This window comes from Duganella sp. 1411, assembly GCF_017833525.1.
In the GTDB taxonomy this organism is placed as follows: domain Bacteria; phylum Pseudomonadota; class Gammaproteobacteria; order Burkholderiales; family Burkholderiaceae_D; genus Rugamonas.
The window spans coordinates 2,238,151-2,264,806 of the sequence record NZ_JAFICD010000001.1 but is presented as its reverse complement, the minus strand read 5'-3'; the positions used below and the strand labels follow the sequence as shown (position 1 = coordinate 2,264,806).

Below are 26,656 nucleotides of genomic sequence, written 5' to 3'. Positions count from 1 at the left end.
ATAAAAACAGGAGTATCAAATGACGATGACTACGACTAAGCCGCTGTTGAAGAAAAAACTGCTACCCAAGCTGATCGCCCTGGCGCTGGGGGGCGCGTTTGCTCCGCATTCGTACGCCGCCGATGCGGCGGTGGCGCAGGCCACGGAGACCACCACGGCGGGAGAGCCGGCGGTGGTGGAAGTGAAGGGCATCCGCGAACGCCTCAAGCGCAATCTGGCCGAGAAGCGCGACTCCGGCAACGTGATCGACACCGTCACGGCGGAGGAGGTAGGCAAGTTCCCCGACAAGAACGTGGCCGACTCGCTGCAACGCGTGCCCGGCATTTCGGTGGACCGCACCTGGGGCGAGGGGCGCGACATCTTCGTGCGCGGCACCGACAAGAATCTGAATCTGACGCAGTTGAACGGCCAGGCCGTGGCCTCGGGCTACTGGTGGAAAAACGATTCGCAAAGCCGTGGCTTCAACTACGACATCCTGGCATCGGAACTGGTGGGCAGCATCGACGTCTACAAAAGCCCGTCGCCGGACCTGGACGAGGGCAGCATCGGTGGCCTGGTCAACGTCAAGACCCGCAAGCCTTTCCAGCTGAAGCCTTTCGTGGCGCAGGTGTCGGCGGAAGCGACCTACAGCGAGCTGCCGAAGAAAACCGATCCGCAGTTCTCCGGCCTGCTTAGCTGGACCAACGAGCAGAAGACCTTTGGCGCGCTGGTCGCCGTCAGCCGGCAGAAACGCACGATGCGCCGCGACGGCCTGGAAAACTTCACCGACACGACCAAGTACAACATCGTCGACCAGAACGGCGCGGTGACGCCGGGCGCCTACGCGTCGTGGGGCGGCGGCACGCCGATCTTCCGCCAGGACCGCGAGCGCACCACCGGCAACATCACGCTGCAGGCGCGTCCCAACGCCAATACGGACATCTCGCTGAACTACATGGACTCCGATATGAGCATGGACAACAGCAACCAGAACTACCTGTGGCAGGCGGGTGGACTGGCCGACGCGCGGGGCAATATCGCGGTCACCAATCCGCGCTTCATCACCACCTCGGACGGCACCAAGGCGCTGGTCGGCGGCACGGTCGGCCCCACCACGGGCGTATCGTTCGAGCCGATCTTCCGCCAGTCCTACATCAAATCGCAGGTGCTGGACCTGGACGGCACCTATGACGCCGACAGCTGGAAGTTCCACGGCCAGGCCGGCACCACCAAGGGCTCGGGCGGCAGCGACCATGACCGCAATTTCTGGTTCACCGGGAATACGCGCGCCACCTTCAACCTGGCGCCCGACACCTACGAAATCAAGTATCTGGATATGAATCCGCTCGATCCGACCAAGCTGACCCTGCAAAGCACGCGCGACTGGATACGCCGGATGGAGACCAAGGAGAACTACGCGCAGGGTGATCTGACGGTGGACCTGAACGGCGCTTTCTTCAAATCGATCAAGGTCGGCGTCAAGCTGCGCGACACCAAGGTGCAAAACCGACGCATCATCGGCACCAATGGTCCTGGCAATCCAGGCTGGGAGACGCTGACGCTGGCGGACCTGTCGACCGGCGCTTCGCCGCTGATTTCGCAGGAGGCGGCGAGCGCCGGCTCGCTGACGCAATATGCGTGGGTGGACGACGGGCTGGCGTCGTCGAGGGGCTTCACGATGTTCGACAAGGGCATGGTCTACGCCGAGGCCAAGGGCGAGTACTACCGCATCAAGGAGAAGATCTACGCGACCTACGTGCGCGCGGATTTCGCGACGGGGCAGTGGCGCGGCGACTTCGGCGCCCGGTTGGTCAAGACCGATCAGACCTCCGAGGCATACCAGGACTTGAACGGCAACGGCAATTATGTGTTGGGCAGCGTTTCACGCACTTACAACGATGTGCTGCCCAGCCTTAACGCGGTCTACTCGGTGAACAAGGACCTGCTGGTGCGCGGCGCCGTCGCCCGGGTGATGGCGCGTAACACCTACAGCGATTTGAGCGCCAGCACGGAGGTGAGCGGCACCACCAACGCCGCCACCGCCGGCAATCCGTTCCTGAAACCGTACCATGCCAACCAGGCGGAGATCGGCGCCGAGTGGTACTACGCCGACGCTTCGCTGCTGTCGGCGACGCTGTTCGCCAAGAAGCTCGATACCTTCATCTACTCGAAAAGCGCGCAGGAAAACGTGGCCGGCGTCACGCGAACGGTCACGCGGCCTTACAACGCCGACAGCGGGCAGACCGTCAACGGCCTGGAACTCCAGTGGCAGCAAGCGTTCGGCAGCGGCTTCGGCGCCATCGTCAACTACACCTTCACCGACGCCAAAACCGGCGCCAACGCCAACGGCCAAAAGCTCAACGTGGTGGGCAACTCGCGCAACCAGGCCAACGTCACCGGTTTCTTCGAGAAGAACGGCTACAGCGCGCGGCTTTCCTACAACTACCGCTCCAAGTCATATGGCGGTTTGAATGAGGGCGGCCAGGATGTCACCAGCGCCTACGGCCAGTGGGACGCGTCGGCCAGCTGGGACGTCACGCCCAAAGTCAGCCTGTATCTGACGGCGGTGAACATCGGTAATGAGCTGATACGCACCAATACCACCGACGGCCTGCCGGTCGGCGTTTATGAAAACGGCGCACGGTATAGTGTCGGCGTCAAAGCGAAGTTTTGATCATCAAGTTTTATCCAGAGGAGTGGAATGCTGAATCGTAAAACGGTCGGGGATCTCAGGCTGGCGTCGTTGTCGCTGTTGATGGCGACGATGCTGGGGACGGTGGCGTGGGCGGCGGAGATCCCCGTCGCGGACAGGTCCAGCGTGACGAAGCAGTCCGCGCCCGCGGCCGCCGCTGCGGCCAAGCTGCGCCTGCGCTGGGAGTTGGAACGCAACGAGTTCACCGCCGCGGCGCCGGGCGGCATCACGCGCGCCCGCTTCGTGCTCACCAACCTGGACCAGCATCCACTTCCGCCGCAAGGCTGGTCGCTCTACTTCAACTGCATGGACGGTGTCGCCACCGGCCCGCTGGCCGGCAATCTGACGCTGGAGCAGGTGGCGGGCGGCTTGTTCCGCATACGTCCCACGCCGGGTTTCGCCGGCGTGGCGCCGGGCCAGACGCTGAACGTGCCGTACATTCATCCCAACCTGGTTATTAAACTGGCGAAGGCGCCGGCGGGTCCGTATCTGGTCTACGACAGCGCGCCCGGGGTGGGACAGAACATCGCCGACTACGAACTGCTGCCGGTCCAACGTGCGGAGCAACTGGATAAGGGCGACAGCGGCGCCAAGGCAGTCGTCACCCCCCGCGACACCTATCGCCGCAACGCCAACGCCGACTTGCTGCCGGCGGAGGCGCTGCCACCGGTGTTCCCGACGCCGCTGCGGCTGCAACAGGGCCTCGGCACGCTGCATCTGGCGGCGCTGCCGAGGATCGTGGCGCCCGCCGCGCTGAAAACGGAGGCCGCGTTCGCGCGCTCCCTGTTCCCGGCCGCGATGCCTGCCACCGGCGGCGCGCCGGAGCTGCGCCTGAGCGTGGGCACGGTGGCCGGCCAGGCCTCGCCGGAAGCTTACAGCCTGACCATCAAGGCCGGCGGCGGCATCGCCATTGTCGGCAACAGCGCCGCCGGCGTCGCGTACGGCCTGCAATCGCTGCGCGACCTGATGCCGCTGCCCGGCGCCGCAAGCATTGATCTGCCTGAGCTGACCGTCGTCGACGCGCCGCGCTTTCCGTATCGCGGCTTCCAGCTCGACGTCAGCCGCAACTTCCACACGAAACAAACCGTGTTCAAGCTGCTCGACCTGATGGCGCGCTACAAGCTCAATACCTTCCACTTCCATTTGACCGACGACGAAGGCTGGCGGCTGGAGATCGCGGGCCTGCCGGAGCTCACCTCCATCGGCGCCGTGCGTGGTCACAGCGCCAAGCCGGGCGTGCGCCTGCAACCGGCCTACGGTTCGGGCGGCGATCCGGACAACACCAGCGGCACCGGCTACTATACCCGGGCCGACTACATCGAGATCCTGCGCTACGCGGCCGCGCGCCATATCGACGTGATCCCCGAGATCGAAATGCCGGGCCATGCGCGGGCGGCGGTGCAGGCCATGGAGGCGCGCTATCACCGGCTCAAGGCCGCCGGCAAAGGCGACGCGGCGAAATACCTGCTCAACGACTTCGACGACCGCTCGGTTTACAAGTCGCCTCAGATGTACAACGACCACGTGATCAATCCCGGGATGGAGTCCAGCTACACGTTCATCGAGCATGTCATCGGCCAGGTCGCCGCGCTGCACCGGCAGGCCGGCGTTGCGCTGCGCACCATCCATGTCGGCGGCGACGAGCTGCCGCGCGGAGCGTGGGAACAATCGCCGGCCAGCCTGGCGCTCATGCAAAAGAAAAAGCTGGAGAGCACCGCCGACCTGTGGGACTATTTCTACGACCGCGTCGACGTCATCCTGCGCAAGCACGGCCTGTTCGCCTCCGGCTGGGAAGAGATGGCCGCGCGCACCACCATGCTGCGCGGTCAGCCCAAGCTGATCCCGAATCCCCGCTTCACGCAGCGCGGTTTCAGCGCCTACGTCTGGAACAACACCGAGGGCGCCGAGGACTTCGCCTACCGTCTGGCCAACGCCGGCTACGATGTCGTGCTCGCGCCGGTGACCAAGATGTACATGGACATGGCCTACAACGCCAACCCGGAGGAGCCGGGCGTCAACTGGGGCGATTACGTCGAACTCGATACCGTCTACGACTTCGTCCCGCTGGACTACCTGAGGAGCGGCGGCAAGCCGCTGCCGGGCAAGGACGGCCTGACTGACTACGGCAAGCGCCGCATCCGCGGACTGGAAGCGACGCTGTTCACCGAGACCGTGCCGACGCCGGAGGGCATCGACTATCTGGTGATGCCGCGATTGCTGGCGATGGCGGAGCGCTCATGGGCGCCCGATCCCGCCTGGGCCACCGAGAGCGACACAACCAAAGCCGCCGTGCTGCACCGCGCCGCGTGGTCCGGTTTCGTCAACACCTTGAGCCAGCGCGTGCTGCCGCGCCTCGACCTGGAAAAGGCGGACGTCAACTACCGCATCGCGCCTCCCGGCCTGCTGCTCGATGGCGGCCGCGTGCTGGTCAACCACGTCCTGCCGGGCATCGCGATGCGCTACACGGCGGACGGCAGCGCGCCGGACATCAACAGCAAACCGGTCACCGGACCGATCGCGGACAAGGGCGTGATCCAGGTCGCGGCCTTCGACCGCAATGGCAGGAAAGGGCAGGTGGCGTGGGTGGAAAACCGCTAGCCCGACGACGTCACTATCATCCCCGGCGGCGCTCATCTCCGTTATAATCATTTCACTGTTTTCTCAGGGATGATGAGTGATAGCGCCGATAGAAAAAGTAGCCCCGCCCTGGTTGGACCGGTTACGATTTCGTTCGGCCGCGCCACGCGCGCCGTCCGTCCGCGCCTGGATCTTCGGCCTGCTGGCGGTGGCCTGTGCCGGCGACGGCGCCGCTTTATCCCCGCCGCAGCCGCCGTCGGCGCAGGCGCCGGCCACGCCCGTCAACACCTTGCAGGTGCTGCACTGGTGGACCTCACCCAGCGAGCGCAAGGCGGCGGACCTGCTGGCCGCGCGCATGGGCGACGAGGGATTGGCGTGGAAGGACGCCGCCATTCCCGGCGGCGCCGGCATCGGCGCCGGCAAGGTGCTCAAGGGCCGCGTGCTGGCGGGCGACGCGCCGGAGGTCACGCAGATCATCGGCGTCTCGGTCGCCGAGTGGGCCGAACTCGGACTGCTGCTCGAAATCGACAACGTCGCCAGCGCTGGCAACTGGAACGGCTTCCTGTTCCCCACCATTCAAAAGCTGATCCAGCACCGCAAGCACGTGGTGGCGGCGCCGCTCGGCATCCACCGCGTCAACACCTTGTTCTACAACCGCGCGCTGTTCGCGCAGCTCAAGCTGTCGCCGCCGCAGACCTGGGCCGAATTCGAAGCGGCCGCGCACAAGCTCAGGGCCGCCGGCGTGACCCCGCTGGCGCAGAGCAGCGAGTCGTGGCAGGTGGCGGCCTTGTTCGAAAATCTGGTGCTGGCCGAGAGCGGGCCGGAGTTCTACCGCGAGCTGCTGGTCAAGCGCAACCCGGCCGCCGCCGCCGACCGCCGCACCGCCGAGGCGCTCGAACGGCTGCGCATCGTCAAGGGCTGGATGCGCCACCAGATGGACGAACGTCCGTGGCCCGAGGTGGTGCGCCAGTTCGCGCGGCGGGAGGCGGGCATGATGATCATGGGCGATTGGGCCAAGCCGGAGCTGGCCGAACGCGGCATGGCGCTGGACGAGGATTACGGCTGCGCCGCCGCGCCGGGCACCGCCAGGTACCACTTGTACAGCGTCGACACGCTGACGATGTTCGCCGGCGATTACCGGCACATGCCGTCGCAGGAGAAGATGGCACGGCTGCTGGTGTCGCCGTCGGTGCAGGCCGATTTCAACGCGCTCAAAGGTGCGGTGCCGGTGCGGCGCGACGCCGACCCGGCGCGCATGGACAGTTGCGCGCGCGCCTCGTGGACCGCGTTCGCGCAGGGCGCGGCGGTGCAGGCTCCCAGCCTGGTGCACCGCATGGCGTCCGACGAGGCCACCCGCGACGCCATCATCGCCGAGGTCCACCGCTATTTTCTCGACGACAGGGCCACGCCGGCGGAGGCGCAGCGGCGCCTCGGCGCGCTGTTCCGACTGTTTAACCTCAGAAGCCAAGGAGCGCCCGGTGCGCAAGATACTGATCGTAGATGATGACCAAAAAACCCGGGTGCTGCTCAAGACCTATCTGGAGAAAAACCAGTACGAGGTGATCCTGTCGCACAACGGCGAGAGCTTCCTGGCCGAGCTGCACGCGCACGCCGACCAGCTCTCGCTGGTGATCCTCGACGTCATGCTGCCCGACACCGACGGATTCGCGCTGTGTAAGCAGGTGCGCCAGCGCTCCAACGTCGCCATCATCATGCTGACCGCCAGCTCCGACGAGACGGACCGCATCGTCGGCCTCGAACTGGGTGCCGACGACTACATCGCCAAGCCGTACAGCCCGCGCGAGCTGCTGGCGCGCATCAAGGCCATCCTGCGGCGCAGCGCGGCCGAGCCGGCGTCGGCGCGCTACTATCGCTTCGTCGGCTTCACGCTCGACCTCAAGGAGCGCAAGGTGGTCGACCAGGACGGCAACCAGGTGGCGCTGACCGGGCTCGATTTCCAGCTGCTCAAATACTTCGCCGAGCATCCGGGCGTGATCCTCGACCGCGGCCTGTTGTGCGAGGAGACGCGCGGGCGCGACGCCGGCCCGTTGGACCGCTCGCTCGACGTCCAGATCAGCCGCCTGCGCCTGCGGCTCAACGACGACGGCAAGCAGCCGGCCCTGATCAAGACGGTGCGCGGCGCCGGCTACGTGTTCTCGGCCGACGTCAGCGTCTCGCATGCGTAGACGCCTGCTGCAGCTGCTGCCGCAATCGCTGCTGGGGCGATTGACCCTGGTGATGGTGGCGGGGTTGCTGGTGACGCAGCTCGCCGCCAGCATCATCTGGGCCGGCCAGTCGCGCGCCAAGGCGCAGGTGGAGGCGCAATCGGCGTCGCAGTACATGGCGCACAGCGCCTCCGGCGCGATCCGCTTCTTCCGCAGCCTGCCGGCCAACTACCGCCTGCTGCTGATCCAGCAGCTGCGCGAGATGGGCGGCACGCGCTTCTTCGTCAATCTCAACCGCGCCTATGTGCCGGTCGCGCGCATCGCCGAGCATCCGCTGGCGCGCAGCGTCATCGATACCGTCGGCGCGACGCTGAAAAACGATCTGCCGCATTCGCCCGACTTCCACCTGGCGTTCGCCTGGCCCGACCAACTGGTGGTGTCGGAAAACGGCGTGCGCCTGGGCGACCTGCCGGACGCCTGGGTGCAGCACATCCTGCTGCTGCAGCCGGACCCCGCGCCGATCCTGGTGATCCAGACCGAGATCGAGCCTGGCAACTGGCTGTACATGGCGGCGTTGATGCCCAACCCGTACTTCTTGAGCGTTAACGATCCGCTGGCGTGGGACCGCCTGGCGCTGCAAGGGCTGTCGCTGGCGGCGGTGCTGGTGCTGTGTCTTTTGGTGGTGCGCTGGATCACGCGGCCGCTGGCGGCGCTGTCGGAGGCCGCCGCCGCCTTCGGCAATGGCCAGGACGACCGCGCGCCGCCGCTGCCGGAAGGGGGGAGCCGCGAATTCGTCAACACCGCGCGCGCCTTCAGCGCCATGCGCGAGCGCATCCAGCGCTACATCGAGGACCGCGACCGTCTGTTCATCTCGATCTCGCACGACCTACGCACGCCGATCACGCGCCTCAAGCTGCGCTCCGAGCTGCTCGACGACGAGGCCCTGCGCAACGAGTTCGAGGAGGACCTCGACGAGTTGGACATGATGGTCAAGGGCGCGCTGCAGTGCGTCAAGGACAGCGACATCCACGAGAACCCGGCCGAGGTCAAACTGGACGCCTTGCTCGGGCGCCTGGTGCGCAGCGCGCGGCTGGCCGGGCACGAGGTGGGGTATCGCGACAGCGGCCTGTCGGTGCGCGCCAAGCCGCTGGCGCTGAAGCGGGCCATCGGCAACCTGCTCGACAACGCGCTGTTCTACGGCGACCGCGCCGAGATCGACGTGCGCGGCGAGCCTGGCGCGGTGGCCATCGCGGTGCGCGACCACGGCCCGGGCGTGCCGGAGGAGGCGTTCGCCAGCCTGTTCGAGCCGTATGTGCGGCTCGAGCACGGCCGCGGCAAGAACGACGGCGGCATGGGACTGGGACTGGGCATCGCGCGCAGCATCATCGAGGCGCATGGCGGCCAGTTGCTGCTGGAAAACCACCCCGAAGGCGGCCTGAACGCCACCATCCGCCTGCCGGCCTGAGCACTAAGAAGCTTGGCGCGGCGCGCGCCCATCCGCGTTTTCCGTCGCCCGGTCGCCGTTTTGTGCAGTTCGTCGCAATCCGGGGCGGCGCCGCGCGGGCGGTTGATATAGTGATCATCCACATCAAGGGTGGTTGGTGGCCGTTGAAATTGTTGCTATATTGACCACTGCGGCTTGCCAAAAATATCAGAGGATAGAGATGATGACGAAGCTTTTCCGGTTTGGGCTGCTGTTTGCCGCGTTCTGTGCGCTGTTTTCGCGCGCCGGCGCGGCCGAGGAGGGCAGCGAAACGCGCGTGGTGGCGATCGACGCGCGTGTGGTGCGCGTCAAGCTTGACGGCGTGATCGACGTCAAGCTGCGCCAGGGCGAGACGCCGTCGCTGAGGATCACCGGCGACCGGCGCGACCTGGCAAAGCTGAGCTCGTCTCAAACAGGCGACACCCTGTACCTGGAGACCGACGACGGCCGCGGCGTCAAGCTGGGGCCCTCGGGCGCGCGCGCCGAGCTCGTGTTGCCGAGTTTGCGGCAGGTGGTGTCCGAGGGCGTCGGCACGACCGACATCAGCGGCTTCAGCGGAGACGAACTGGAGCTGACGATGGATGGCGCCGGCAGCATGAAGGCGAGCGTCGACTACAAGATATTGAAGGCCAATCTGGGCGGGGTCGGCAAGATGCACCTGTGGGTCAGTGACAACGACACCGCCGAGCTGGACCTGCGCGGCGCCGGCTACATCACCCTGGGCGGGCGCAGCAAGCTGCTCAAGGCGACCTTGGGCGGCCTGGGCGGCCTGAACGCGCAGCAGTTCCAGGCGGACTCGGTCAACGTCGACCTCAGCGGCCTGGGCAACGCCACCGTCCACGCCAAGACCAACGCGACGTTGAACCTGAGCGGCCTCGGATCGGTCACTGTGTATGGCAAGCCGCTGAACCGCAACGTCACCGTTGACGGCCTTGGCAAGGTAAGTTGGAAATAAAACCAAATAAAACCGCGACATGAAAAAATTCATCTTAGCGATAGGTCTCGCACTGGCTCTGCAGCAGAGTGCGATGGCTGGCTTCGCCGAAGGCGCCACCGCCTACAACAACAAGAACTACGCGCTCGCCTTGAAGGAGATCGCGCCGCTGGCCAAGGCCGGCAACGCCGATGCCCAGCACCTGCTGGGCCTGATGTACTACATGGGCCGCGGCGTCAAGCAGGACTACAAGCAGGCGCTGGCGTGGCACCGCAAGGCCGCGCTGCAGGGCAAGGCCGACGCGCAATACGTGGTCGGCGCCATGTACTACACGGGCAACGCGGTGATCCAGGACCACAAGCAAGCGGTCGGCTGGTTCCGCAAGGCGGCCGAGCAGGGGCACGCGGACGCGCAGCAGGTGATGGGGCTGATGTACCGCTACCACATGGGAGGCATGCCGCAGGACAACGTCATCGCCTACATGTTATGGAATCTGGCGGCGGCCAAGGGCTCGGCGACGGCGGCCGAGCAGCGTTCGGCGGTGGTCAAGCACATGACGCAGGAGCAGATCGAGGAAGGGCAGGCGTTGTCGGCGGCGTGGAAGCCGAACACGCCGCTGCCAACGAAGTCGCGCACCGGCGGCGAATAGTTGTCAAAACAACTCCGGGGTCAGGTCCACCATTTCTACACGAGCTCGGCCGTATAAGGCCAATACGGCCGAGCTCGTGTAGAAATGGTGGACCTGACCCCGGAGTAAAACAACGAATTATCTTCTCGCGTACAATCGCCGTTTTGTCTGGAGTCCTCCATGCGCGCGATTGAAATCACCCAGCCCGGCCCCGCCGATGTGCTCAAACTGTGCGAGCGTCCGATGCCTGTCGTGAAGGCCGGCGAGGTGCTGATCAAGGTCCATGCCGCCGGCGTCAACCGTCCCGATGTGTTCCAGCGCATGGGTAATTACGCGCCGCCGCCCGGCGCCTCCGACCTGCCCGGCCTGGAAGTGGCCGGCGAGATCGTCGACGGCGACCTCGATTACACCACCCTCGATATCGGCGACCAGGTCTGCGCGCTGGTGCAGGGCGGCGGCTACGCCGAGTACGTCGTCGCGCCGGTGGCCCAGTGCTTGCCCATCCCGAAGGGCTGGAGCATGCTCGAGGCCGCCTCTATCCCCGAGAACTATTTCACCGTGTGGAGCAACGTGTTCGACCGCGCCCAGCTGAGCGCCGGCGAGACCTTGCTGGTGCAGGGCGGTACCTCCGGCATCGGCGTGACGGCGATACAGCTGGCCTCGGCCATGGGCCACCGCGTGTTCGCCACCGCCGGCAGCGACGACAAGACCGCCGCCTGCGTCAAGCTGGGCGCCGAACGCGGCATCAATTACAAGACCGAGGACTTCGCCCAGGTCGTCAAGTCGCTGACCAACGACCGCGGCGTCGACGTCGTGCTCGACATGGTCGGCGGCGATTACGTGCCGCGCGAGATCGCTTGCCTGGCCGACGACGGCCGCATCGCGCTGATCGCCACCCTCGGCGGCGGCAAGGCGACCGTCGATCTGGCCCAGGTGCTGCGCCGGCGCCTGACCATCACCGGCTCGACCCTGCGTCCGCGCTCGGTCGAGTTCAAGGGCGCGATCGCCAAGAACCTGCTGAAAAGGGTGTGGCCGATCATGGCGGCGGGCAAGATCAAGCCGGTGATCCATACCGTGTTCCCGTTGGAGCAGGCCGCCGCCGCGCACGCGCTGATGGAAAGCAGCAGCCATGTCGGCAAGATCATGTTGCAAGTAATTTAACGACTTGGCGTGGTATTTCCGTCATGTGCGCCAGCACCGCGCGGGCGCGCGGTTTGACCCCACCCCGGCCCCGCGTTAAAATAGCGGGTTATTGAATTTTAGGCTACTATGCGACGCAAACTCGTCATCGGCAATTGGAAAATGAACGGCAACCGCGCCGCCAACTCGGCATTGTTGTCCGGCGTCGTCGCCGGCCTGAACGCCGACGGCGCCGCGCGTGCCGATTGCGCGGTCTGCGTGCCGGCTCCTTACCTGGCCCAGTGCCAGGCCGAGCTGCAGGGCACCGCGGTGGCCTGGGGCGGACAGGATCTGTCGGTCCACGCCAGCGGCGCCTACACCGGCGAAGTGGCGGCCAGCATGCTGGTCGATTTCGCTTCCCGCTACGTGCTGTGCGGCCATTCCGAGCGCCGCGCTTATCACAACGAAAGCAGCGAGCTGGTGGCGCAGAAGGCGCTCGCCGCGCTGGCGGCCGGCCTGACGCCGGTCATCTGCGTCGGCGAGACGCTCGAGCAGCGCGAGGCCGGCACCACGGAATCGGTCATCTGCGGCCAGCTGCAGGCGGCGCTGGATGTGATTCCGGCGGCCGAGCTGACCAAGGTGGTGCTGGCGTACGAGCCGGTATGGGCGATCGGCACCGGCAAAACGGCCACGCCGCAAATCGCCCAGGACGCCCATCGCTTCCTGCGCGCGCGCCTGGAGCAGAAGAACCCCGAGGCGGCGGCCGGCGTGCAAATCCTGTACGGCGGCAGCATGAAGCCCGAAAACGCGAAAGAATTGATGGCGCAGCCGGATATCGATGGCGGCCTGATCGGCGGCGCCGCGTTGAAGGCGGCGGATTTCCTCGGCATCATCCACGCCGTCTGAGTGTTGTATAAAAGCCGCCACGGTAATCGGGCGGTAACGATACGCTGGTAGAAACAGCTTGTTGGCAGCTTAGAAACAAGCGTGAAACAAAACGATACAAAACTATTTAATCTTTGAATGGAATAACATGAGCAGCTTGTTCAATCTGGTAATCATCGTGCAAGTCGTTTCGGCCATCGCCATCATCGGCCTCGTCTTGCTGCAACACGGCAAGGGCGCCGACATGGGCGCGGCCTTCGGTTCGGGCGCCTCGGGCAGCCTGTTCGGCGCCACCGGTTCGTCGAACTTCATGTCGAAGTCGACCGGCGTGGCCGCCGCGATCTTCTTCAGCGCCACCCTGGCGCTGTCGTACATCTCGGCGCAGGGCCACAGCACGGTCAGCGGCGGCGTGATGGACAAGGCGCTGCCGGCCGCTCCGGCCCCGGCGCCAGCCACCGGCGCCGCGGCGATCCCGACCGCTCCTGCCGCCGCGCCGGCCGCTCCGGCCGCCCCAGCCACCGCGCCGGCACCGGCCGGTCCTGCAGGATCGATCCCGAAGTAATATAATCATGGTCTCAATAGCGCGGTGTTGTCCTTGGCCGCGCGGCGGCTGCCGTTTGTTTTGGCAGAAGTTGCGGTAGTTTTAGTAGTGCCTCCGGCTCCCTGGCCGGAAAACCAATCAGGTGCGTAAAAGAAGTAAAGATTTATCGTTTTTCTTTTTGTTTTAGCGCAATACGCATTAACAACAGCGTGAAAACAAAGTAGAATAGCGGCCTTATGCCGACGTGGTGAAATTGGTAGACACGCTATCTTGAGGGGGTAGTGGCGAAAGCTGTACGAGTTCGAGTCTCGTCGTCGGCACCATAAAAATATAGAGGCCAGCAAGGGAGTAGTGTTCACCTGAGCTGGCTTTTTTACGAGGATGTGTCGTTCGATCCTGGTCTAAGTTGTACGATTGGGGCGAACGTTAAGAGAGCACCGCAAAACACCGCAGGCATCCTCGCAGTCCAACCGATCGTTCTACTTAAGATTATCATCGTGAACCTCGAAAATTATCTCCCCGTTCTGTTATTTATCCTCGTCGGTCTCGGCGTCGGTATCCTCCCCCAGGTGTTGGGCCACGTCCTCGGTCCGAACAAGCCCGACGCGGCAAAACTGTCCCCGTATGAATGCGGCTTCGAAGCGTTCGAAGACGCGCGCATGAAATTCGACGTGCGTTACTACCTCGTCGCGATCCTCTTTATTTTGTTCGATCTGGAAACGGCATTCTTCTTCCCATGGGGCGTCTCCGTGCGCGAACTGGGCTGGAACGGGTTCCTGGTGATGATGAGCTTCATCGCCGAGTTCGTCGTCGGTTTTTGGTATATCTGGAAGAAAGGTGCCCTTGATTGGGAATAAGCCATGGCTATTGAAGGCGTATTAAACGAAGGTTTCATCACCACCTCGGCCGACAAGCTGATCAACTGGGCGCGCACGGGTTCGATGTTCCCGATGACGTTCGGTCTGGCCTGCTGCGCGGTCGAAATGATGCACGTGGGCGCGGCCCGTTACGACATGGACCGCTTCGGCGTCGTGTTCCGTCCGTCGCCGCGTCAGTCCGACGTGATGATCGTCGCCGGCACGCTGTGCAACAAGATGGCGCCGGCGCTGCGCAAGGTCTACGACCAGATGCCGGAGCCGCGCTGGGTCATCTCGATGGGCTCGTGCGCCAACGGCGGCGGCTACTACCACTACTCGTACTCCGTGGTGCGCGGTTGCGACCGCATCGTGCCGGTGGACGTCTACGTGCCGGGCTGTCCGCCGACGGCCGAGGCCCTGCTGTACGGCATCATGCAGCTGCAAAACAAGATCAAGCGCACCAACACGATCGCACGCTAAACGAGGCCGCTTCAAAAGATGACTACACAATTAGAACAACTGCAAAGCGCCCTCGGCACCGCCCTGGGCGATCGCGTTAGTATCGCCGTCGCGCTGGGCGAGGTCACCGTGACCGTCAAGGCCGCCGACTACTACGGCGTCATGCAAACGCTGCGCGACGACAAGTCGCTCGGCTTCGAGCAATTGATCGACCTGGCCGGCGTCGACTACCTGAACTATGGCGACGGCGCCTGGGACGGCCTGCGTTTCGCGGTCGTCGTGCACCTGCTGTCGATCCGGCACAACTGGCGCGTGCGCGTGCGCGCGTTCGCCGCCGACGACGAGATGCCGCTGCTGCCGTCGGTGGTGCCGCTGTGGCGCGCCGTCAACTGGTACGAGCGCGAAGCGTTCGACATGTTCGGCATCCTGTTCGAAGGCCACAACGACTTGCGCCGCATCCTCACCGACTACGGCTTCATCGGCCATCCGTTCCGCAAGGACTTCCCGGTGTCGGGCTATGTCGAAATGCGCTACGACCCCGAGCAGAAGCGCGTGATCTATCAGCCGGTCACCATCGAGCCGCGTGAAAACGTGCCGCGCGTGATCCGCGAAGAAAATTACGGGAAGTAAAAAATGGCTGAAATTAAGAACTACACCCTGAACTTCGGTCCGCAACACCCGGCCGCGCACGGCGTGCTGCGCCTGGTGCTCGAGCTCGACGGCGAAGTGATCCAGCGCGCCGACCCGCACATCGGCCTGCTGCACCGCGGTACCGAGAAGCTGGCGGAACAGAAGACCTACCTGCAGTCGGTGCCGTACATGGACCGTCTGGACTACGTCTCGATGATGTGCAACGAGCACGCTTACGTGATGGCGATCGAGAAGCTGCTGGGCCTGGAAGTGCCGCTGCGCGCGCAATACATCCGCGTCATGTTCGACGAGATCACCCGCATCCTGAACCACCTGATGTGGCTGGGCGCGCACGCGCTCGACGTCGGCGCCATGGGCCCGTTCCTGTACGCGTTCCGCGACCGCGAAGACCTGTTCGACTGCTACGAGGCGGTGTCGGGCGCGCGCATGCACGCGGCCTACTACCGTCCGGGCGGCGTCTACCGCGACCTGCCGGACTCGATGCCGCAGCACAAGCCGTCGATCATCCGTTCCGACAAGGCCATCGCCAACCTGAACGAGAACCGCCAGGGCTCGCTGCTGGACTTCATCGAGGATTTCACGCGCCGCTTCCCGACCTATGTCGACGAATACGAAACGCTGCTGACCGACAACCGTATCTGGAAACAGCGTACCGTCGGCATCGGCGTGGTCAAGCCGGAAGACGCGCTGGCGATGGGCTTCACCGGCGCCATGCTGCGCGGTTCGGGCATCCAGTGGGACTTGCGCAAGCACCAGCCGTACGAGGTGTACGACTTGATGGACTTCGACGTGCCGATCGGCACCAACGGCGACTGCTACGACCGCTATCTGGTGCGCGTCGAGGAATTGCGCCAGTCCAACAAGATCATCAAACAGTGCGTAGAATGGCTGCGCAACAATCCAGGTCCGGTCATCACCAGCAACCATAAAGTCGCGCCTCCGGGCCGCGTCGACATGAAGACCAACATGGAATCGCTGATCCACCACTTCAAGCTGTTCACCGAGGGCTTCCACGTGCCGCCGGGCGAAGCGTACAGCGCGGTGGAGCATCCGAAGGGCGAGTTCGGCGTCTACCTGCTGTCGGACGGCGCCAACAAGCCATACCGTATGAAGCTGCGCGCACCCGATTACGCCCACCTGCAGGCGCTGGACGAAATGGCGCGCGGACACATGATCGCCGACGCCGTGACCATCATCGGTACGCAAGACATCGTGTTCGGCAGTATTGACCGCTAAAAGGCAAAAGTATGTTGTTATCAGAGCAGTGCTACAAAAAAATCGATCGCGAACTGGCCAAGTACCCGGCCGACCAGCGCCAGTCGGCCGTGATGGCCGCGCTGGCCCACGCCCAGGTTGAACTGGGCTGGATTTCGCCGGAAACCATGCAGGAACTGGCCGACTACATCCAGATGCCGGCGATCGCCGTGCAGGAAGTGGCCACTTTCTACAATATGTACAACCTGAAGCCGGTCGGCCAGCACAAGATCACCGTGTGCACCAACCTGCCATGCGCGCTGTCGGGCGGGGAGCGCGCCGCGCACCACCTGAAGCAAAAGCTGGGCATCGACTACCGCGACACCACCGCCGACGGCAAGTTCACGCTGATGGAAGGCGAGTGCATGGGCGCGTGCGGCGACGCGCCGGTCATGCTGGTGAACAACCACCGCATGTGCAGCTTCATGTCGAACGATAAAATCGACGGTCTCGTCGCGGAACTGAGTGGGAACAATACGAAATGACGTCCATCCACAATCGTCACATCGACCCGGTGATTCTGGCCAACCTCGACGGCAAGAACTGGCACCTGGAAGATTACGTCAAACGGGGCGGCTACAGCGCGCTGCGCCGCATCCTGGAAGAGAAGATCACCCCGGAACAAATCATCGCCGACCTCAAGGCGTCGTCGTTGCGCGGCCGTGGCGGCGCAGGTTTCCCCACCGGCTTGAAGTGGAGCTTCATGCCGCGCCAGTTCCCGGGTCAAAAGTACCTGGTATGTAACTCAGATGAGGGCGAGCCGGGCACTTTCAAGGACCGCGACATCATGCGTTACAACCCGCATGCATTGATCGAGGGCATGGCCATCGGCGCTTACGCCATGGGCATCACGGTCGGCTACAACTACATCCACGGCGAGATCTTCGACGTCTACACGCAATTTGAAGATGCGCTGGAAGAGGCGCGCGCCGCCGGCTTCCTGGGCGACAAGATCATGGGCAGCGAGTTCAGCTTCCAGCTGCACGCGCACCATGGCTACGGCGCCTACATCTGCGGCGAGGAAACCGCGCTGCTCGAATCGCTGGAAGGCAAGAAGGGCCAGCCGCGCTTCAAGCCGCCGTTCCCGGCCTCGTTCGGCCTGTACGGCAAACCGACCACGATCAACAACACCGAAACCTTCGCCGCCGTCCCGTTCATCCTGAACATGGGCCCGGAAAAGTACCTCGGCATGGGCCGTCCGAACAACGGCGGTTCGAAGATCTTCTCGATCTCGGGCGACGTTGAAATGCCGGGCAACTACGAAGTTCCGCTGGGCACGCCGTTCGCCAAATTGCTGGAGCTGGCAGGCGGCATGCGCGGCGGCAAAAAGATCAAGGCCGTCATTCCCGGCGGCTCGTCCGCCCCGGTCATCCGTGGCGAACTGATGATGAACACCGACCTGGACTACGACTCGATCGCCAAGGCCGGTTCGATGCTCGGTTCGGGCGCCGTCATCGTCATGGACGAGACGCGCTGCATGGTCAAGGCGATGGAACGCCTGGCGTACTTCTACTTTGAAGAGTCGTGCGGCCAGTGCACGCCGTGCCGCGAAGGCACCGGCTGGATGTACCGCATGATCCACCGCATCGAAAACGGCCAGGGCCGTCCGTCGGACCTGGACGTGCTGAACTCGGTTTGCGACAACATCCAGGGCCGCACGATTTGCGCGCTGGGCGACGCGGCGGCCATGCCGATGCGCGCGTTCATCAAGCAATTCCGCGAAGAATTTGAATATCACATCGAGCACAAGCATTGCTTAGTGCCCGCTTACATCTAAGCTGCGTCAGGTAACGATCACCATGGTTGAAATCGAAATAGACGGCAAAAAAGTCGAAGTCCCTGCTGGTAGCATGGTGATGGACGCCGCCAACAAATTGGGAACCTACATTCCGCACTTCTGCTATCACAAGAAATTGTCGATCGCCGCGAACTGCCGCATGTGCCTCGTCGAAGTGGAGAAGGCCCCCAAGCCTTTGCCAGCATGCGCCACGCCGGTCTCGGCCGGCATGATCGTGCGCTCCGCGTCGGACAAGGCCGTGCAGGCCCAGAAGTCCGTGATGGAATTCCTGCTGATTAACCACCCGCTCGACTGCCCGATCTGCGATCAGGGCGGCGAATGCCAGTTGCAGGATCTGGCCGTCGGCTACGGCAAGGGCGAGTCGCGCTACGAGGAAGACAAGCGCGTCGTCGTGCCGAAGGACGCCGGTCCGCTGGTGTCGATGCAAGAGATGGCGCGCTGCATCCAGTGCACCCGCTGCGTACGTTTCGGCCAGGAAGTGGCCGGCGTCATGGAGCTGGGCATGATCGGCCGCGGCGAGCACTCGGAAATCACCGCGTTTGTCGGCCAGACCGTCAACTCCGAAATGTCGGGCAACATGATCGACCTGTGCCCGGTCGGCGCGCTGACGTCCAAGCCGTTCCGCTACAGCGCCCGCACCTGGGAACTGTCGCGCCGCAAGTCGGTGTCGATGCACGACGGCCTCGGTTCGAACCTGATCGTCCAGGTCAAGAACGGCAAGGTCATGCGCGTGCTGCCGCTGGAAAACGACGCCGTCAACGAGTGCTGGATCTCCGATAAAGACCGCTTCGCCTACGAAGGCCTGAACGCCGACGACCGTCTGACCCAGCCGATGCTGAAGCAGGGCGGCGAATGGAAAGAAGTGAGCTGGCAAACCGCGCTGGAATACGTCGCGCACGGCCTGAAGAACATCAAGCACGAACACGGTGACAAGGCGATCGCCTCGCTGGCGACTCCGCATTCGACGCTGGAAGAACTGCACCTGCTGCAAAAGCTGACCCGCGCCATGGGCTCGGACAGCGTCGACACGCGTCTGCGCCACAGCGATTTCTCGCTGACCGACGTGACCCCTTGGCTGGGCATGAGCATCACCGAATTCGGCGCGTTGAACCGCGCCTTCGTGATCGGCTCCTTCCTGCGCAAGGATCACCCGCTGCTGGCGACCCGCCTGCGCACCGCCGTCAAGAACGGCGCCAAGCTGTCGGTCCTGCACGCGACCGACGACGACTTGCTGATGAAGGTGGCGAACAAGATGATCGCCGCGCCGTCGGACTGGCTGTCGGCGCTGTCGCAAGTGGTGGTGGCTGTCGCCAAGGCCAAGGAAGTGTCGGCCCCCGCCGGCTTCGAAGGCATCGAGGCGTCGGACGCCGCGACCGCCATCGCCGCGTCGCTGCTGTCGGGTGAAAACAGGGGCGTCTTCCTGGGTAACGCGGCAACGCAGCACCCGCAAGCGGCCGCGCTGCACGCCGCCGCGCAATGGATCGCCGAACAAACCGGCGCCAAGCTGGGTTACCTGACCGAGGCCGCCAACACCGTCGGCGCCTACCTGGTCAACGCCAACGGCGCCAAGGCTCCGGCCTTCACCGAAGCGAAACAAGCCTACGTGCTGTTGAACGTCGAGCCGGAACTGGACGCGTACAACCCGCAGGCCGCCGTCGCCGCGCTGAAAAAAGCCGAGATGGTCGTCGTCATGTCCGCCTACAAGCACGGCATGGACTACGCCGACGTGCTGCTGCCGGTGTCGCCATTCAGCGAAACCTCGGGCACCTTCGTCAACTGCGAAGGCCGTCCGCAAAGCTTCAACGGCACCGTCAAGCCGATGCTGGAAACCCGCCCGGCGTGGAAAGTGCTGCGCGTGCTGGGTAACATCCTCGGCCTGTCCGGCTTCGACTACGACACCTCGGAAGCGATCCGCGACGAAGTGGTCAACGCCGCCGGTTTCTCGGCTAAGCTGAACAACATCACCAAGCAGTCGCTGGTCGCTGGTTCGACCGCGTCGACCGGCACCGAACGTATCGCCGACGTGCCGATCTACTTCGCCGACGCCGTCGTGCGCCGCGCCGAGTCGCTGCAAAAGATGGCCGATTCGGCCGCGCCGAAAGCGCACCTGTCGACCGCCCTGGCGCAGCAACTGGGCGTCGCCGCCGGCGACACCGTCAAGGTAACGCAAGGTTCGGGCAGCGCGATCCTGGTCGCCGCCGTCGATGCGGGCCTGCCGGCCAACGCCGTGCGCGTCGCCGCCGCGCATCCGTCGACCGCCGCCCTGGGTGGCATGTTCGGTCCTATCACCGTTGAAAAAGCAGGGGAGGGTAAATAATGGCTCTGCCTGAATTCGTCACTACATTGCACAATCTCGGCGCGACCAGCCCGCTGGCGCCGGTCTGGCCGATCATCTGGACGATGATCAAGATCGTGCTGGTCCTGCTGCCGCTGATGGGCCTTGTCGCCTACCTGACGCTGTGGGAGCGCAAGTTCATCGGCTGGATCCAGATCCGCGTCGGTCCTAACCGCGTCGGTCCTATGGGCCTGCTGCAGCCGATCGCCGATGCGCTCAAGCTGCTGTTCAAAGAGATCATCATGCCGGCCAAGGCCAACCCCGGCCTGTTCGTCATCGGTCCGATCATGACCATCATGCCGGCGCTGGCCGCGTGGTCGGTCGTGCCTTTCGGCCCGGAAGCGGTGCTGGCCAACGTCAACGCCGCCTTGCTGCTGCTGATGGCGATCACCTCGATGGAAGTCTACGGCATCATCATCGCCGGCTGGGCCTCGAACTCGAAGTACTCGTTCATGGGCGCGATGCGCGCCTCGGCGCAGATGATCTCCTACGAAATCCCGATGGGCTTCGTATTCGTCGTGATCCTGATGGTCTCCGGCTCGCTGAACTTCGGCGACATCGTCGCCGGCCAGCAGGTGGGCATGTTCGCCGCCAAGGGTATCAACATCCTGTCGTGGAACTGGCTGCCGCTGTTGCCGCTGTTCGTGGTCTACCTGACCTCCGGCCTGGCCGAAGCGAACCGCCACCCGTTCGACGTGGTCGAGGGCGAGTCCGAGATCGTCGCCGGCCACATGGTCGAGTACTCGGGCATGGCCTACGCCATGTTCATGCTGGCCGAATACGCCAACATGATCCTGATCGCCACTATCGGTTCGATCATGTTCCTGGGCGGCTGGTCCGCGCCATTCGCCTTCCTCGAGTTCGGCGGCGGTTTCGGCGGCTTCTTCTGGTTGTTCGTCAAGGCGTTCTTCCTGGTGTCGGTCTTCATCTGGGTGCGCGGTACCTTCCCACGCTACCGCTATGACCAGATCATGCGCCTGGGCTGGAAAGTGTTCATTCCTCTGACGCTGGTGTACCTGGTGTTCGTGGCCGGCTGGATGCAGACATCCTGGAATATCTGGAAGTAAGGACGAGAGAAAATGGAACGATTAAAAGACTTTTTCGGCAGCTTCATGCTGGCCGAATTGATCAAAGGGATGGCGCTGACGGGCAAGTACATGTTCTCGCGCAAAATCACCGTGCAGTACCCGGAAGAGAAGACGCCGATGTCGCCGCGCTTCCGCGGCCTGCACGCGCTGCGCCGCTATCCGAACGGCGAAGAGCGCTGCATCGCCTGCAAACTGTGCGAAGCGGTGTGCCCGGCGATGGCCATCACCATCGAATCGGAACAGCGCGACGACGGCTCGCGCCGCACCACGCGTTACGACATCGATCTGACCAAGTGCATCTTCTGCGGTTTCTGCGAAGAGTCCTGCCCGGTCGATTCGATCGTCGAGACGCACGTGCTGGAGTACCACGGCGAGAAGCGCGGTGATTTGTACTACACCAAAGAGATGCTGCTGGCCGTCGGCGATCGTTACGAAAACCAGATCGCCGAAGCCCGCGCAGCCGACGCTCCTTACCGCTGATCGACGACCTGTCATGTTCCCCGGCCGGTGTTGGGGGGCAGGGCGGGTCGCAGCGTGTTGATCAATAAAACTGTACGTCTCTTGGGTTAGTTATGGAATTTAAAACTGCTTTGTTCTACGCCTTCTCAGCCATCATGGTATTGGCTGCGTTGCGCGTTATCACAGACCGCAACCCGGTGCACGCCGCGCTGTTCCTGGTGCTGGCGTTCTTCTCGGCCGCCGGCATCTGGATGCTGCTCGAAGCCGAGTTCCTGGCCATTGTGCTGGTGCTGGTCTATGTCGGCGCCGTCATGGTGCTGTTCCTGTTCGTGGTGATGATGCTCGATATCGACACCGAGAAGATGCGGGAAAACTTCTGGGGCTACCTGCCGATCGCGTCGCTCGTCGGCGCCATCATCGTGCTGGAAATGGCCGCCGTGCTGTGGCGCTCCTTCCTGTCGTTCGACCAGCAGGCCGTCAGCGCCGGCAACATCGGCGGCACCAAGGAACTGGGTGTCCTGATCTTCACCAAATATGTCTACGGCTTTGAAGTGGCCGCGGCGATTCTGCTGGTCGCGATCATCGCGGCGGTGGCGCTGACGCTGCGCAAGCGCAAGGACACCAAACATTTCGACCCGGCCGACGCCGTGCGCGTCAAGCGCAACGACCGTCTGAAGATCGTCAAGATCGACGCCGTCACCACGCGTGGCGCCGTCGCCGGTTCGGCCGAAGTAAAGGAGACACCATGACTTTATCGCTAGCTCACTACCTCGTTCTCGGCGCGATTCTGTTCGCGATCTCGATCGTCGGTATTTTCCTGAATCGCAAGAACATCATTATCCTGCTGATGGCCATCGAATTGATGCTGCTGGCGGTGAACATGAACTTCATCGCGTTCTCCCACTACCTGGGCGACGCGGCCGGGCAGATCTTCGTTTTCTTCATCCTGACCGTGGCGGCCGCCGAATCGGCGATCGGCCTCGCGATTCTGGTGGTGCTGTTCCGTAATCTGGACACCATCAATGTGGAAGACCTGGATAGCCTGAAGGGTTGATCCCGTGGCTTTAGTTCTAATCTCGAAAAATAACGATTAAGGTTCATCATGGCGGGTACTCTTCTTAACCCTAACCTCCTACTGGCCGTACCTCTGGCGCCGCTGGCCGGCGCTGCGATCGCGGGTTTGTTAGGAACCAAATTCTTTGGCAACGTCGTCGGGCGCAAGACGTCGCACACGGCCACCATCCTGGGCGTGCTGGTGGCCTTCATCCTGTCGGCGATGACGCTGAACGACGTGCTCAATGGCGCCACGTTCAACGGCACCATCTACAACTGGATGACGATCGCCGGCATCAAGTTCGAAGTGGGCTTCCAGATCGATTCGCTGTCGGCGATGATGATGTGCGTGGTGACGTTCGTGTCGCTGATGGTGCACATCTACACCATCGGCTACATGGCGGAAGACGCGGGCTATAACCGCTTCTTCGCCTACATCTCGCTGTTCACGTTCTCGATGCTGATGCTGGTCATGGCCAACAACTTCCTGCAGCTGTTCTTCGGCTGGGAAGCGGTGGGCCTGGTCTCGTACCTGCTGATCGGCTTCTGGTACACGCGCCCAACGGCGATCGTGGCCAACATGAAGGCGTTCCTGGTCAACCGCGTCGGCGACTTCGGCTTCATCCTCGGCATCGGCCTGCTGCTGGCCTACGCCGGCACCATGAACTACCAGGAAGTCTTCGCCAAGAGGGAAGCGCTGTCGATGCTGACCTTGCCGGGCACCGACTGGATGCTGCTGACCGTCGCCTGTATTTGCCTGTTCATCGGCGCGATGGGCAAGTCGGCCCAGTTCCCGCTGCACGTCTGGCTGCCTGACTCGATGGAAGGCCCAACCCCGATCTCGGCACTGATCCACGCCGCGACGATGGTTACCGCCGGTATCTTCATGGTATCGCGCATGTCGCCGCTGTTCGAGCTGTCGGACACCGCGCTGTCGTTCATCCTGGTCATCGGCTCGATCACCGCGCTGTTCATGGGCTTCCTGGGCATCATCCAGAACGACATCAAGCGCGTGGTCGCCTACTCGACCCTGTCGCAGTTGGGCTACATGACCGTGGCACTGGGCTCGTCGGCCTACTCGGTGGCCGTGTTCCACCTGATGACCCACGCGTTCTTCAAGGCGCTGCTGTTCCTCGGCGCCGGTTCGGTCATCATCGGCATGCACCACGACCAGGACATCCGCAACATGGGCGGCCTGCGCAAATATATGCCGATCACCTGGATCACGTCCTTGCTCGGTTCCCTGGCGCTGATCGGCACCCCGTTCTTCTCCGGTTTCTACTCGAAGGATTCGATCATCGAAGCGGTGCACGAGACCCACATCTGGGGTTCGGGCTTCGCCAACTTCGCCGTGCTGGCAGGCGTGTTCGTGACCGCGTTCTACTCGTTCCGCATGTACTTCCTGGTCTTCCACGGGAAAGAGCGTTTCGGCCAGGCCCACGCCCACGATCACCACGATCATCACGCGCATGACACCAAGGCCGCCGCGCACGCCGATCCGGCCGCGCACGGCCACGATTCGGACGCGCATCACGAAGAGGAAGAGGACGACCACGCGCACCACGGCCTGGAGCCGGGCCAGAAGCCGCATGAATCGCCATTCGTGGTCTGGTTCCCGCTGGTAATGCTGGCTATCCCTTCGGTCATCATCGGCTACCTGACGATCCAGCCTATGCTGCACGGCGACTTCTTCAAAGGCGTCATCTTCATCGGCGAACACCACAAGGCGATGGAAATCCTGGGCGAAGAGTTCCACGGTCCGATGGCCATGGCGATCCACTCGCTGACGTCGCTGCCACTGTGGCTGGCGATCGCCGGTGTCGTGACCGCGTACTACTGCTACATGATCAATCCACGCGTGCCGGCCTGGTTCTACGCCAAGTTCAAAGCCGTGCACACGCTGTTGGATAACAAGTACTACATGGACAAATTCAACGAGGTTGTCTTCGCAGGCGGCGCACGCATGCTGGGTAACGGCCTGTGGAACGTCGGCGACAAGACCCTGATCGACGGCCTGCTGGTCAACGGCAGCGCCAAGGTCGTGAACTGGTTCTCGAAGCTGACGCGTTTGGGGCAGACGGGTTACATCTACCACTACGCTTTCGTCATGATCCTCGGCATTCTGGGGTTCCTGGTCTACTTCCTGCCGTTTTGGCACGCTTAATTAGCTGATACGCAAAGAGATAACGATAACCATGATGCAGTCAACTATATCTACATTACCTCCGTACCTGAGCCTGGCGATCTGGCTTCCGATCATCTTCGGCCTGATCGTGCTGGCCGTCGGCCGCGACACCAACGCGGCGCTGGTGCGCGTCGGTTCGCTGATCGGCGCGATCGTCAGCTTCGCCGCGACGATCCCGCTGATCACCAATTTCAACAACGCCGCCCACGGCATGCAGTTCGTCGAGAAGTCGCCCTGGATCCAGACGTTTAACATCTACTACTCGCTGGGCATCGACGGCCTGTCGCTGTGGTTCGTGCCGCTGACGGCGTTCATCACCGTGATCGTCGTGATCTCGGCGTGGCAGGTGATCCAGAAGCGCGTCGCGCAATACATGGGCGCCTTCCTGATCCTCTCCGGTCTGATGATCGGCGTGTTCTGCGCGATGGACGGCCTGCTGTTCTACTTCTTCTTCGAAGCGACCCTGATCCCGATGTACATCATCATCGGTGTGTGGGGCGGCGAGAACCGCGTGTACGCGTCGTTCAAGTTCTTCCTCTACACCTTCTTCGGCTCCTTGCTGACGCTGGTCGCGATCATCTACCTGTACCGCGTGACGGGCAGCTTCGACATCCTGACCTGGCACCTGACGCCACTGACGATGCGCGAGCAGATCTTCATCTTCATCGCCTTCTTCATGGCCTTCGCCGTCAAGGTACCGATGTTCCCGGTCCACACCTGGCTGCCGGACGTCCACGTCGAAGCGCCGACCGGCGGTTCCGCCGTGCTGGCCGCGATCATGCTGAAGCTGGGCGCCTACGGCTTCCTGCGTTTCTCGCTGCCGATCACCCCGGACGCGTCGCACTACCTGGCCGGTTTCGTCATCACCCTGTCGCTGATCGCCGTGATCTACGTCGGCCTGGTGGCGCTGGTGCAGAAGGACATGAAAAAGCTGGTCGCCTACTCGTCGATCGCGCACATGGGCTTCGTCACGCTGGGCTTCTTCATCTTCAACGCCATCGGCGTGCAGGGCGCGATCGTGCAAATGATCTCGCACGGTTTCATCTCCGGCGCGATGTTCCTGTGTATCGGCGTGCTGTATGACCAGGCCCATTCGCGCCAGATCGCCGACTACGGTGGTGTCGTCAACAAGATGCCTAAATTCGCCGCGCTGTTCATCTTCTTCTCGATGGCTAACTGCGGTCTGCCAGCGACTTCCGGCTTCGTCGGCGAGTTCATGGTGATCCTGGGCGCCGTGCAGCACAACTTCTGGATTGGTTTGCTGGCCGCGACCGCGCTGATCTTCGGTGCCGCTTACTCGCTGTGGATGGCCAAGCGCGTCATCTTCGGCAAAGTGACCAACCACCACGTGGCCGCGCTGGTCGACGTCAACGGCCGCGAGTTCTTCATGCTGGGTATCCTGGCGGTCGCGGTGCTGGTCATGGGTCTGTACCCTGCGCCGTTCACCGACACGATGCAAACCTCGGTCGCCGACCTGCTGACTCACGTCGCAAAAAGCAAGCTGCCTTAAGAAA

General features: G+C 63.4%; 23 protein-coding genes and 1 tRNA gene. All 24 read left to right on the top strand.

Annotated elements, in window-relative coordinates:
* The first annotated feature begins 19 nt into the window (after positions 1–19).
* The 24 genes from JOD97_RS09395 (at position 20) to JOD97_RS09280 (ending at position 26,652) form a co-directional block, all read left to right on the top strand.
* Positions 20–2,653: a TonB-dependent receptor gene (locus JOD97_RS09395; RefSeq protein ID WP_229264245.1), complete on the top strand. Its 2,634-nt coding sequence runs from the start codon at positions 20–22 to the stop codon at positions 2,651–2,653.
* A 27-nt stretch (positions 2,654–2,680) separates the two neighbouring features.
* Positions 2,681–5,269, top strand: coding sequence for a family 20 glycosylhydrolase (locus JOD97_RS09390; RefSeq protein ID WP_229264244.1), 2,589 nt, complete (start codon positions 2,681–2,683; stop codon positions 5,267–5,269).
* Positions 5,270–5,345: 76 nt separating this feature from the next.
* Positions 5,346–6,752 carry an ABC transporter substrate-binding protein gene (locus JOD97_RS09385; protein WP_209715682.1) on the top strand — a complete coding sequence of 469 codons (1,407 nt, stop codon included), beginning with the start codon at positions 5,346–5,348 and terminating at the stop codon, positions 6,750–6,752.
* The gene (locus JOD97_RS09380) at positions 6,727–7,434 is read left to right on the top strand and encodes a response regulator (RefSeq protein WP_209715680.1); all 708 of its coding nucleotides are present in this window, start codon (positions 6,727–6,729) and stop codon (positions 7,432–7,434) included. Before JOD97_RS09385 ends, JOD97_RS09380 begins: the two co-directional genes overlap by 26 nt.
* Positions 7,427–8,878 (top strand): ATP-binding protein, encoded by a 1,452-nt coding sequence (locus JOD97_RS09375; RefSeq protein WP_209715677.1) that lies wholly within the window; start codon positions 7,427–7,429, stop codon positions 8,876–8,878. Before JOD97_RS09380 ends, JOD97_RS09375 begins: the two co-directional genes overlap by 8 nt.
* A 202-nt stretch (positions 8,879–9,080) precedes the next feature.
* The gene (locus tag JOD97_RS09370; RefSeq protein ID WP_209715674.1) at positions 9,081–9,851 is read left to right on the top strand and encodes a GIN domain-containing protein; all 771 of its coding nucleotides are present in this window, start codon (positions 9,081–9,083) and stop codon (positions 9,849–9,851) included.
* A 19-nt stretch (positions 9,852–9,870) separates the two neighbouring features.
* Positions 9,871–10,479: a tetratricopeptide repeat protein gene (locus JOD97_RS09365; RefSeq protein WP_209715671.1), complete on the top strand. Its 609-nt coding sequence runs from the start codon at positions 9,871–9,873 to the stop codon at positions 10,477–10,479.
* Positions 10,480–10,638: 159 nt separating this feature from the next.
* Complete coding sequence (locus tag JOD97_RS09360) at positions 10,639–11,619, top strand: NAD(P)H-quinone oxidoreductase (RefSeq protein WP_209715668.1); 981 nt, start codon at positions 10,639–10,641, stop codon at positions 11,617–11,619.
* Positions 11,620–11,727: 108 nt separating this feature from the next.
* The gene (tpiA, locus tag JOD97_RS09355; protein ID WP_209715665.1) at positions 11,728–12,483 is read left to right on the top strand and encodes a triose-phosphate isomerase; all 756 of its coding nucleotides are present in this window, start codon (positions 11,728–11,730) and stop codon (positions 12,481–12,483) included.
* A gap of 127 nt (positions 12,484–12,610) precedes the next feature.
* Positions 12,611–13,024, top strand: coding sequence for a preprotein translocase subunit SecG (secG, locus tag JOD97_RS09350; RefSeq protein WP_209715662.1), 414 nt, complete (start codon positions 12,611–12,613; stop codon positions 13,022–13,024).
* Between the two features lie 217 nt (positions 13,025–13,241).
* Positions 13,242–13,326: transfer RNA gene (locus tag JOD97_RS09345), tRNA-Leu, on the top strand.
* Positions 13,327–13,500: 174 nt separating this feature from the next.
* Positions 13,501–13,860 (top strand): NADH-quinone oxidoreductase subunit A, encoded by a 360-nt coding sequence (locus JOD97_RS09340; RefSeq protein WP_090314448.1) that lies wholly within the window; start codon positions 13,501–13,503, stop codon positions 13,858–13,860.
* A gap of 3 nt (positions 13,861–13,863) precedes the next feature.
* Positions 13,864–14,340 carry an NADH-quinone oxidoreductase subunit B family protein gene (locus tag JOD97_RS09335; protein WP_008450353.1) on the top strand — a complete coding sequence of 159 codons (477 nt, stop codon included), beginning with the start codon at positions 13,864–13,866 and terminating at the stop codon, positions 14,338–14,340.
* An 18-nt stretch (positions 14,341–14,358) separates the two neighbouring features.
* Positions 14,359–14,949, top strand: coding sequence for an NADH-quinone oxidoreductase subunit C (locus JOD97_RS09330; RefSeq protein WP_209715659.1), 591 nt, complete (start codon positions 14,359–14,361; stop codon positions 14,947–14,949).
* Positions 14,950–14,952: 3 nt separating this feature from the next.
* Positions 14,953–16,206 carry an NADH-quinone oxidoreductase subunit D gene (locus JOD97_RS09325; protein ID WP_209715645.1) on the top strand — a complete coding sequence of 418 codons (1,254 nt, stop codon included), beginning with the start codon at positions 14,953–14,955 and terminating at the stop codon, positions 16,204–16,206.
* An 11-nt stretch (positions 16,207–16,217) separates the two neighbouring features.
* Positions 16,218–16,709, top strand: a complete 492-nt coding sequence (nuoE, locus tag JOD97_RS09320; RefSeq protein ID WP_209715642.1) for an NADH-quinone oxidoreductase subunit NuoE — start codon at positions 16,218–16,220, stop codon at positions 16,707–16,709.
* On the top strand, positions 16,706–18,001 hold the full coding sequence (gene nuoF, locus JOD97_RS09315) for an NADH-quinone oxidoreductase subunit NuoF (protein WP_209715639.1): 1,296 nt from the start codon (positions 16,706–16,708) through the stop codon (positions 17,999–18,001). The genes nuoE and nuoF overlap by 4 nt, the downstream gene beginning before the upstream one ends.
* Positions 18,002–18,023: 22 nt before the next feature.
* Positions 18,024–20,339 (top strand): NADH-quinone oxidoreductase subunit NuoG, encoded by a 2,316-nt coding sequence (nuoG, locus tag JOD97_RS09310; protein ID WP_209715636.1) that lies wholly within the window; start codon positions 18,024–18,026, stop codon positions 20,337–20,339.
* Positions 20,339–21,424: an NADH-quinone oxidoreductase subunit NuoH gene (gene nuoH, locus JOD97_RS09305; protein WP_209715632.1), complete on the top strand. Its 1,086-nt coding sequence runs from the start codon at positions 20,339–20,341 to the stop codon at positions 21,422–21,424. Before nuoG ends, nuoH begins: the two co-directional genes overlap by 1 nt.
* Positions 21,425–21,436: 12 nt before the next feature.
* Positions 21,437–21,925 (top strand): NADH-quinone oxidoreductase subunit NuoI, encoded by a 489-nt coding sequence (gene nuoI / locus JOD97_RS09300; protein ID WP_090314443.1) that lies wholly within the window; start codon positions 21,437–21,439, stop codon positions 21,923–21,925.
* 92 nt (positions 21,926–22,017) lie between these two features.
* Entirely contained in the window at positions 22,018–22,653 is a 636-nt protein-coding gene (locus tag JOD97_RS09295) for an NADH-quinone oxidoreductase subunit J (RefSeq protein ID WP_209715629.1), read from the top strand.
* On the top strand, positions 22,650–22,958 hold the full coding sequence (nuoK, locus tag JOD97_RS09290) for an NADH-quinone oxidoreductase subunit NuoK (RefSeq protein ID WP_072780604.1): 309 nt from the start codon (positions 22,650–22,652) through the stop codon (positions 22,956–22,958). The genes JOD97_RS09295 and nuoK overlap by 4 nt, the downstream gene beginning before the upstream one ends.
* A 48-nt stretch (positions 22,959–23,006) precedes the next feature.
* Positions 23,007–25,121, top strand: coding sequence for an NADH-quinone oxidoreductase subunit L (nuoL, locus tag JOD97_RS09285; RefSeq protein WP_209715626.1), 2,115 nt, complete (start codon positions 23,007–23,009; stop codon positions 25,119–25,121).
* 31 nt (positions 25,122–25,152) lie between these two features.
* On the top strand, positions 25,153–26,652 hold the full coding sequence (locus JOD97_RS09280; protein ID WP_209715623.1) for an NADH-quinone oxidoreductase subunit M: 1,500 nt from the start codon (positions 25,153–25,155) through the stop codon (positions 26,650–26,652).
* Positions 26,653–26,656 lie beyond the last annotated feature (4 nt).

Coding starts and splice junctions, on each gene's coding strand:
- JOD97_RS09395 (WP_229264245.1), top strand. CDS start 20: ATGACGATGACTACGACTAAGCCGCTGTTGAAGAAAAAACTGCTACCC.
- secG (WP_209715662.1), top strand. CDS start 12,611: ATGAGCAGCTTGTTCAATCTGGTAATCATCGTGCAAGTCGTTTCGGCC.
- JOD97_RS09375 (WP_209715677.1), top strand. CDS start 7,427: ATGCGTAGACGCCTGCTGCAGCTGCTGCCGCAATCGCTGCTGGGGCGA.
- tpiA (WP_209715665.1), top strand. CDS start 11,728: ATGCGACGCAAACTCGTCATCGGCAATTGGAAAATGAACGGCAACCGC.
- JOD97_RS09325 (WP_209715645.1), top strand. CDS start 14,953: ATGGCTGAAATTAAGAACTACACCCTGAACTTCGGTCCGCAACACCCG.
- JOD97_RS09365 (WP_209715671.1), top strand. CDS start 9,871: ATGAAAAAATTCATCTTAGCGATAGGTCTCGCACTGGCTCTGCAGCAG.
- nuoH (WP_209715632.1), top strand. CDS start 20,339: ATGGCTCTGCCTGAATTCGTCACTACATTGCACAATCTCGGCGCGACC.
- JOD97_RS09330 (WP_209715659.1), top strand. CDS start 14,359: ATGACTACACAATTAGAACAACTGCAAAGCGCCCTCGGCACCGCCCTG.
- JOD97_RS09390 (WP_229264244.1), top strand. CDS start 2,681: ATGCTGAATCGTAAAACGGTCGGGGATCTCAGGCTGGCGTCGTTGTCG.
- JOD97_RS09360 (WP_209715668.1), top strand. CDS start 10,639: ATGCGCGCGATTGAAATCACCCAGCCCGGCCCCGCCGATGTGCTCAAA.
- JOD97_RS09335 (WP_008450353.1), top strand. CDS start 13,864: ATGGCTATTGAAGGCGTATTAAACGAAGGTTTCATCACCACCTCGGCC.
- nuoG (WP_209715636.1), top strand. CDS start 18,024: ATGGTTGAAATCGAAATAGACGGCAAAAAAGTCGAAGTCCCTGCTGGT.
- nuoE (WP_209715642.1), top strand. CDS start 16,218: ATGTTGTTATCAGAGCAGTGCTACAAAAAAATCGATCGCGAACTGGCC.
- nuoL (WP_209715626.1), top strand. CDS start 23,007: ATGGCGGGTACTCTTCTTAACCCTAACCTCCTACTGGCCGTACCTCTG.
- nuoI (WP_090314443.1), top strand. CDS start 21,437: ATGGAACGATTAAAAGACTTTTTCGGCAGCTTCATGCTGGCCGAATTG.
- nuoF (WP_209715639.1), top strand. CDS start 16,706: ATGACGTCCATCCACAATCGTCACATCGACCCGGTGATTCTGGCCAAC.
- JOD97_RS09370 (WP_209715674.1), top strand. CDS start 9,081: ATGACGAAGCTTTTCCGGTTTGGGCTGCTGTTTGCCGCGTTCTGTGCG.
- JOD97_RS09295 (WP_209715629.1), top strand. CDS start 22,018: ATGGAATTTAAAACTGCTTTGTTCTACGCCTTCTCAGCCATCATGGTA.
- nuoK (WP_072780604.1), top strand. CDS start 22,650: ATGACTTTATCGCTAGCTCACTACCTCGTTCTCGGCGCGATTCTGTTC.
- JOD97_RS09280 (WP_209715623.1), top strand. CDS start 25,153: ATGATGCAGTCAACTATATCTACATTACCTCCGTACCTGAGCCTGGCG.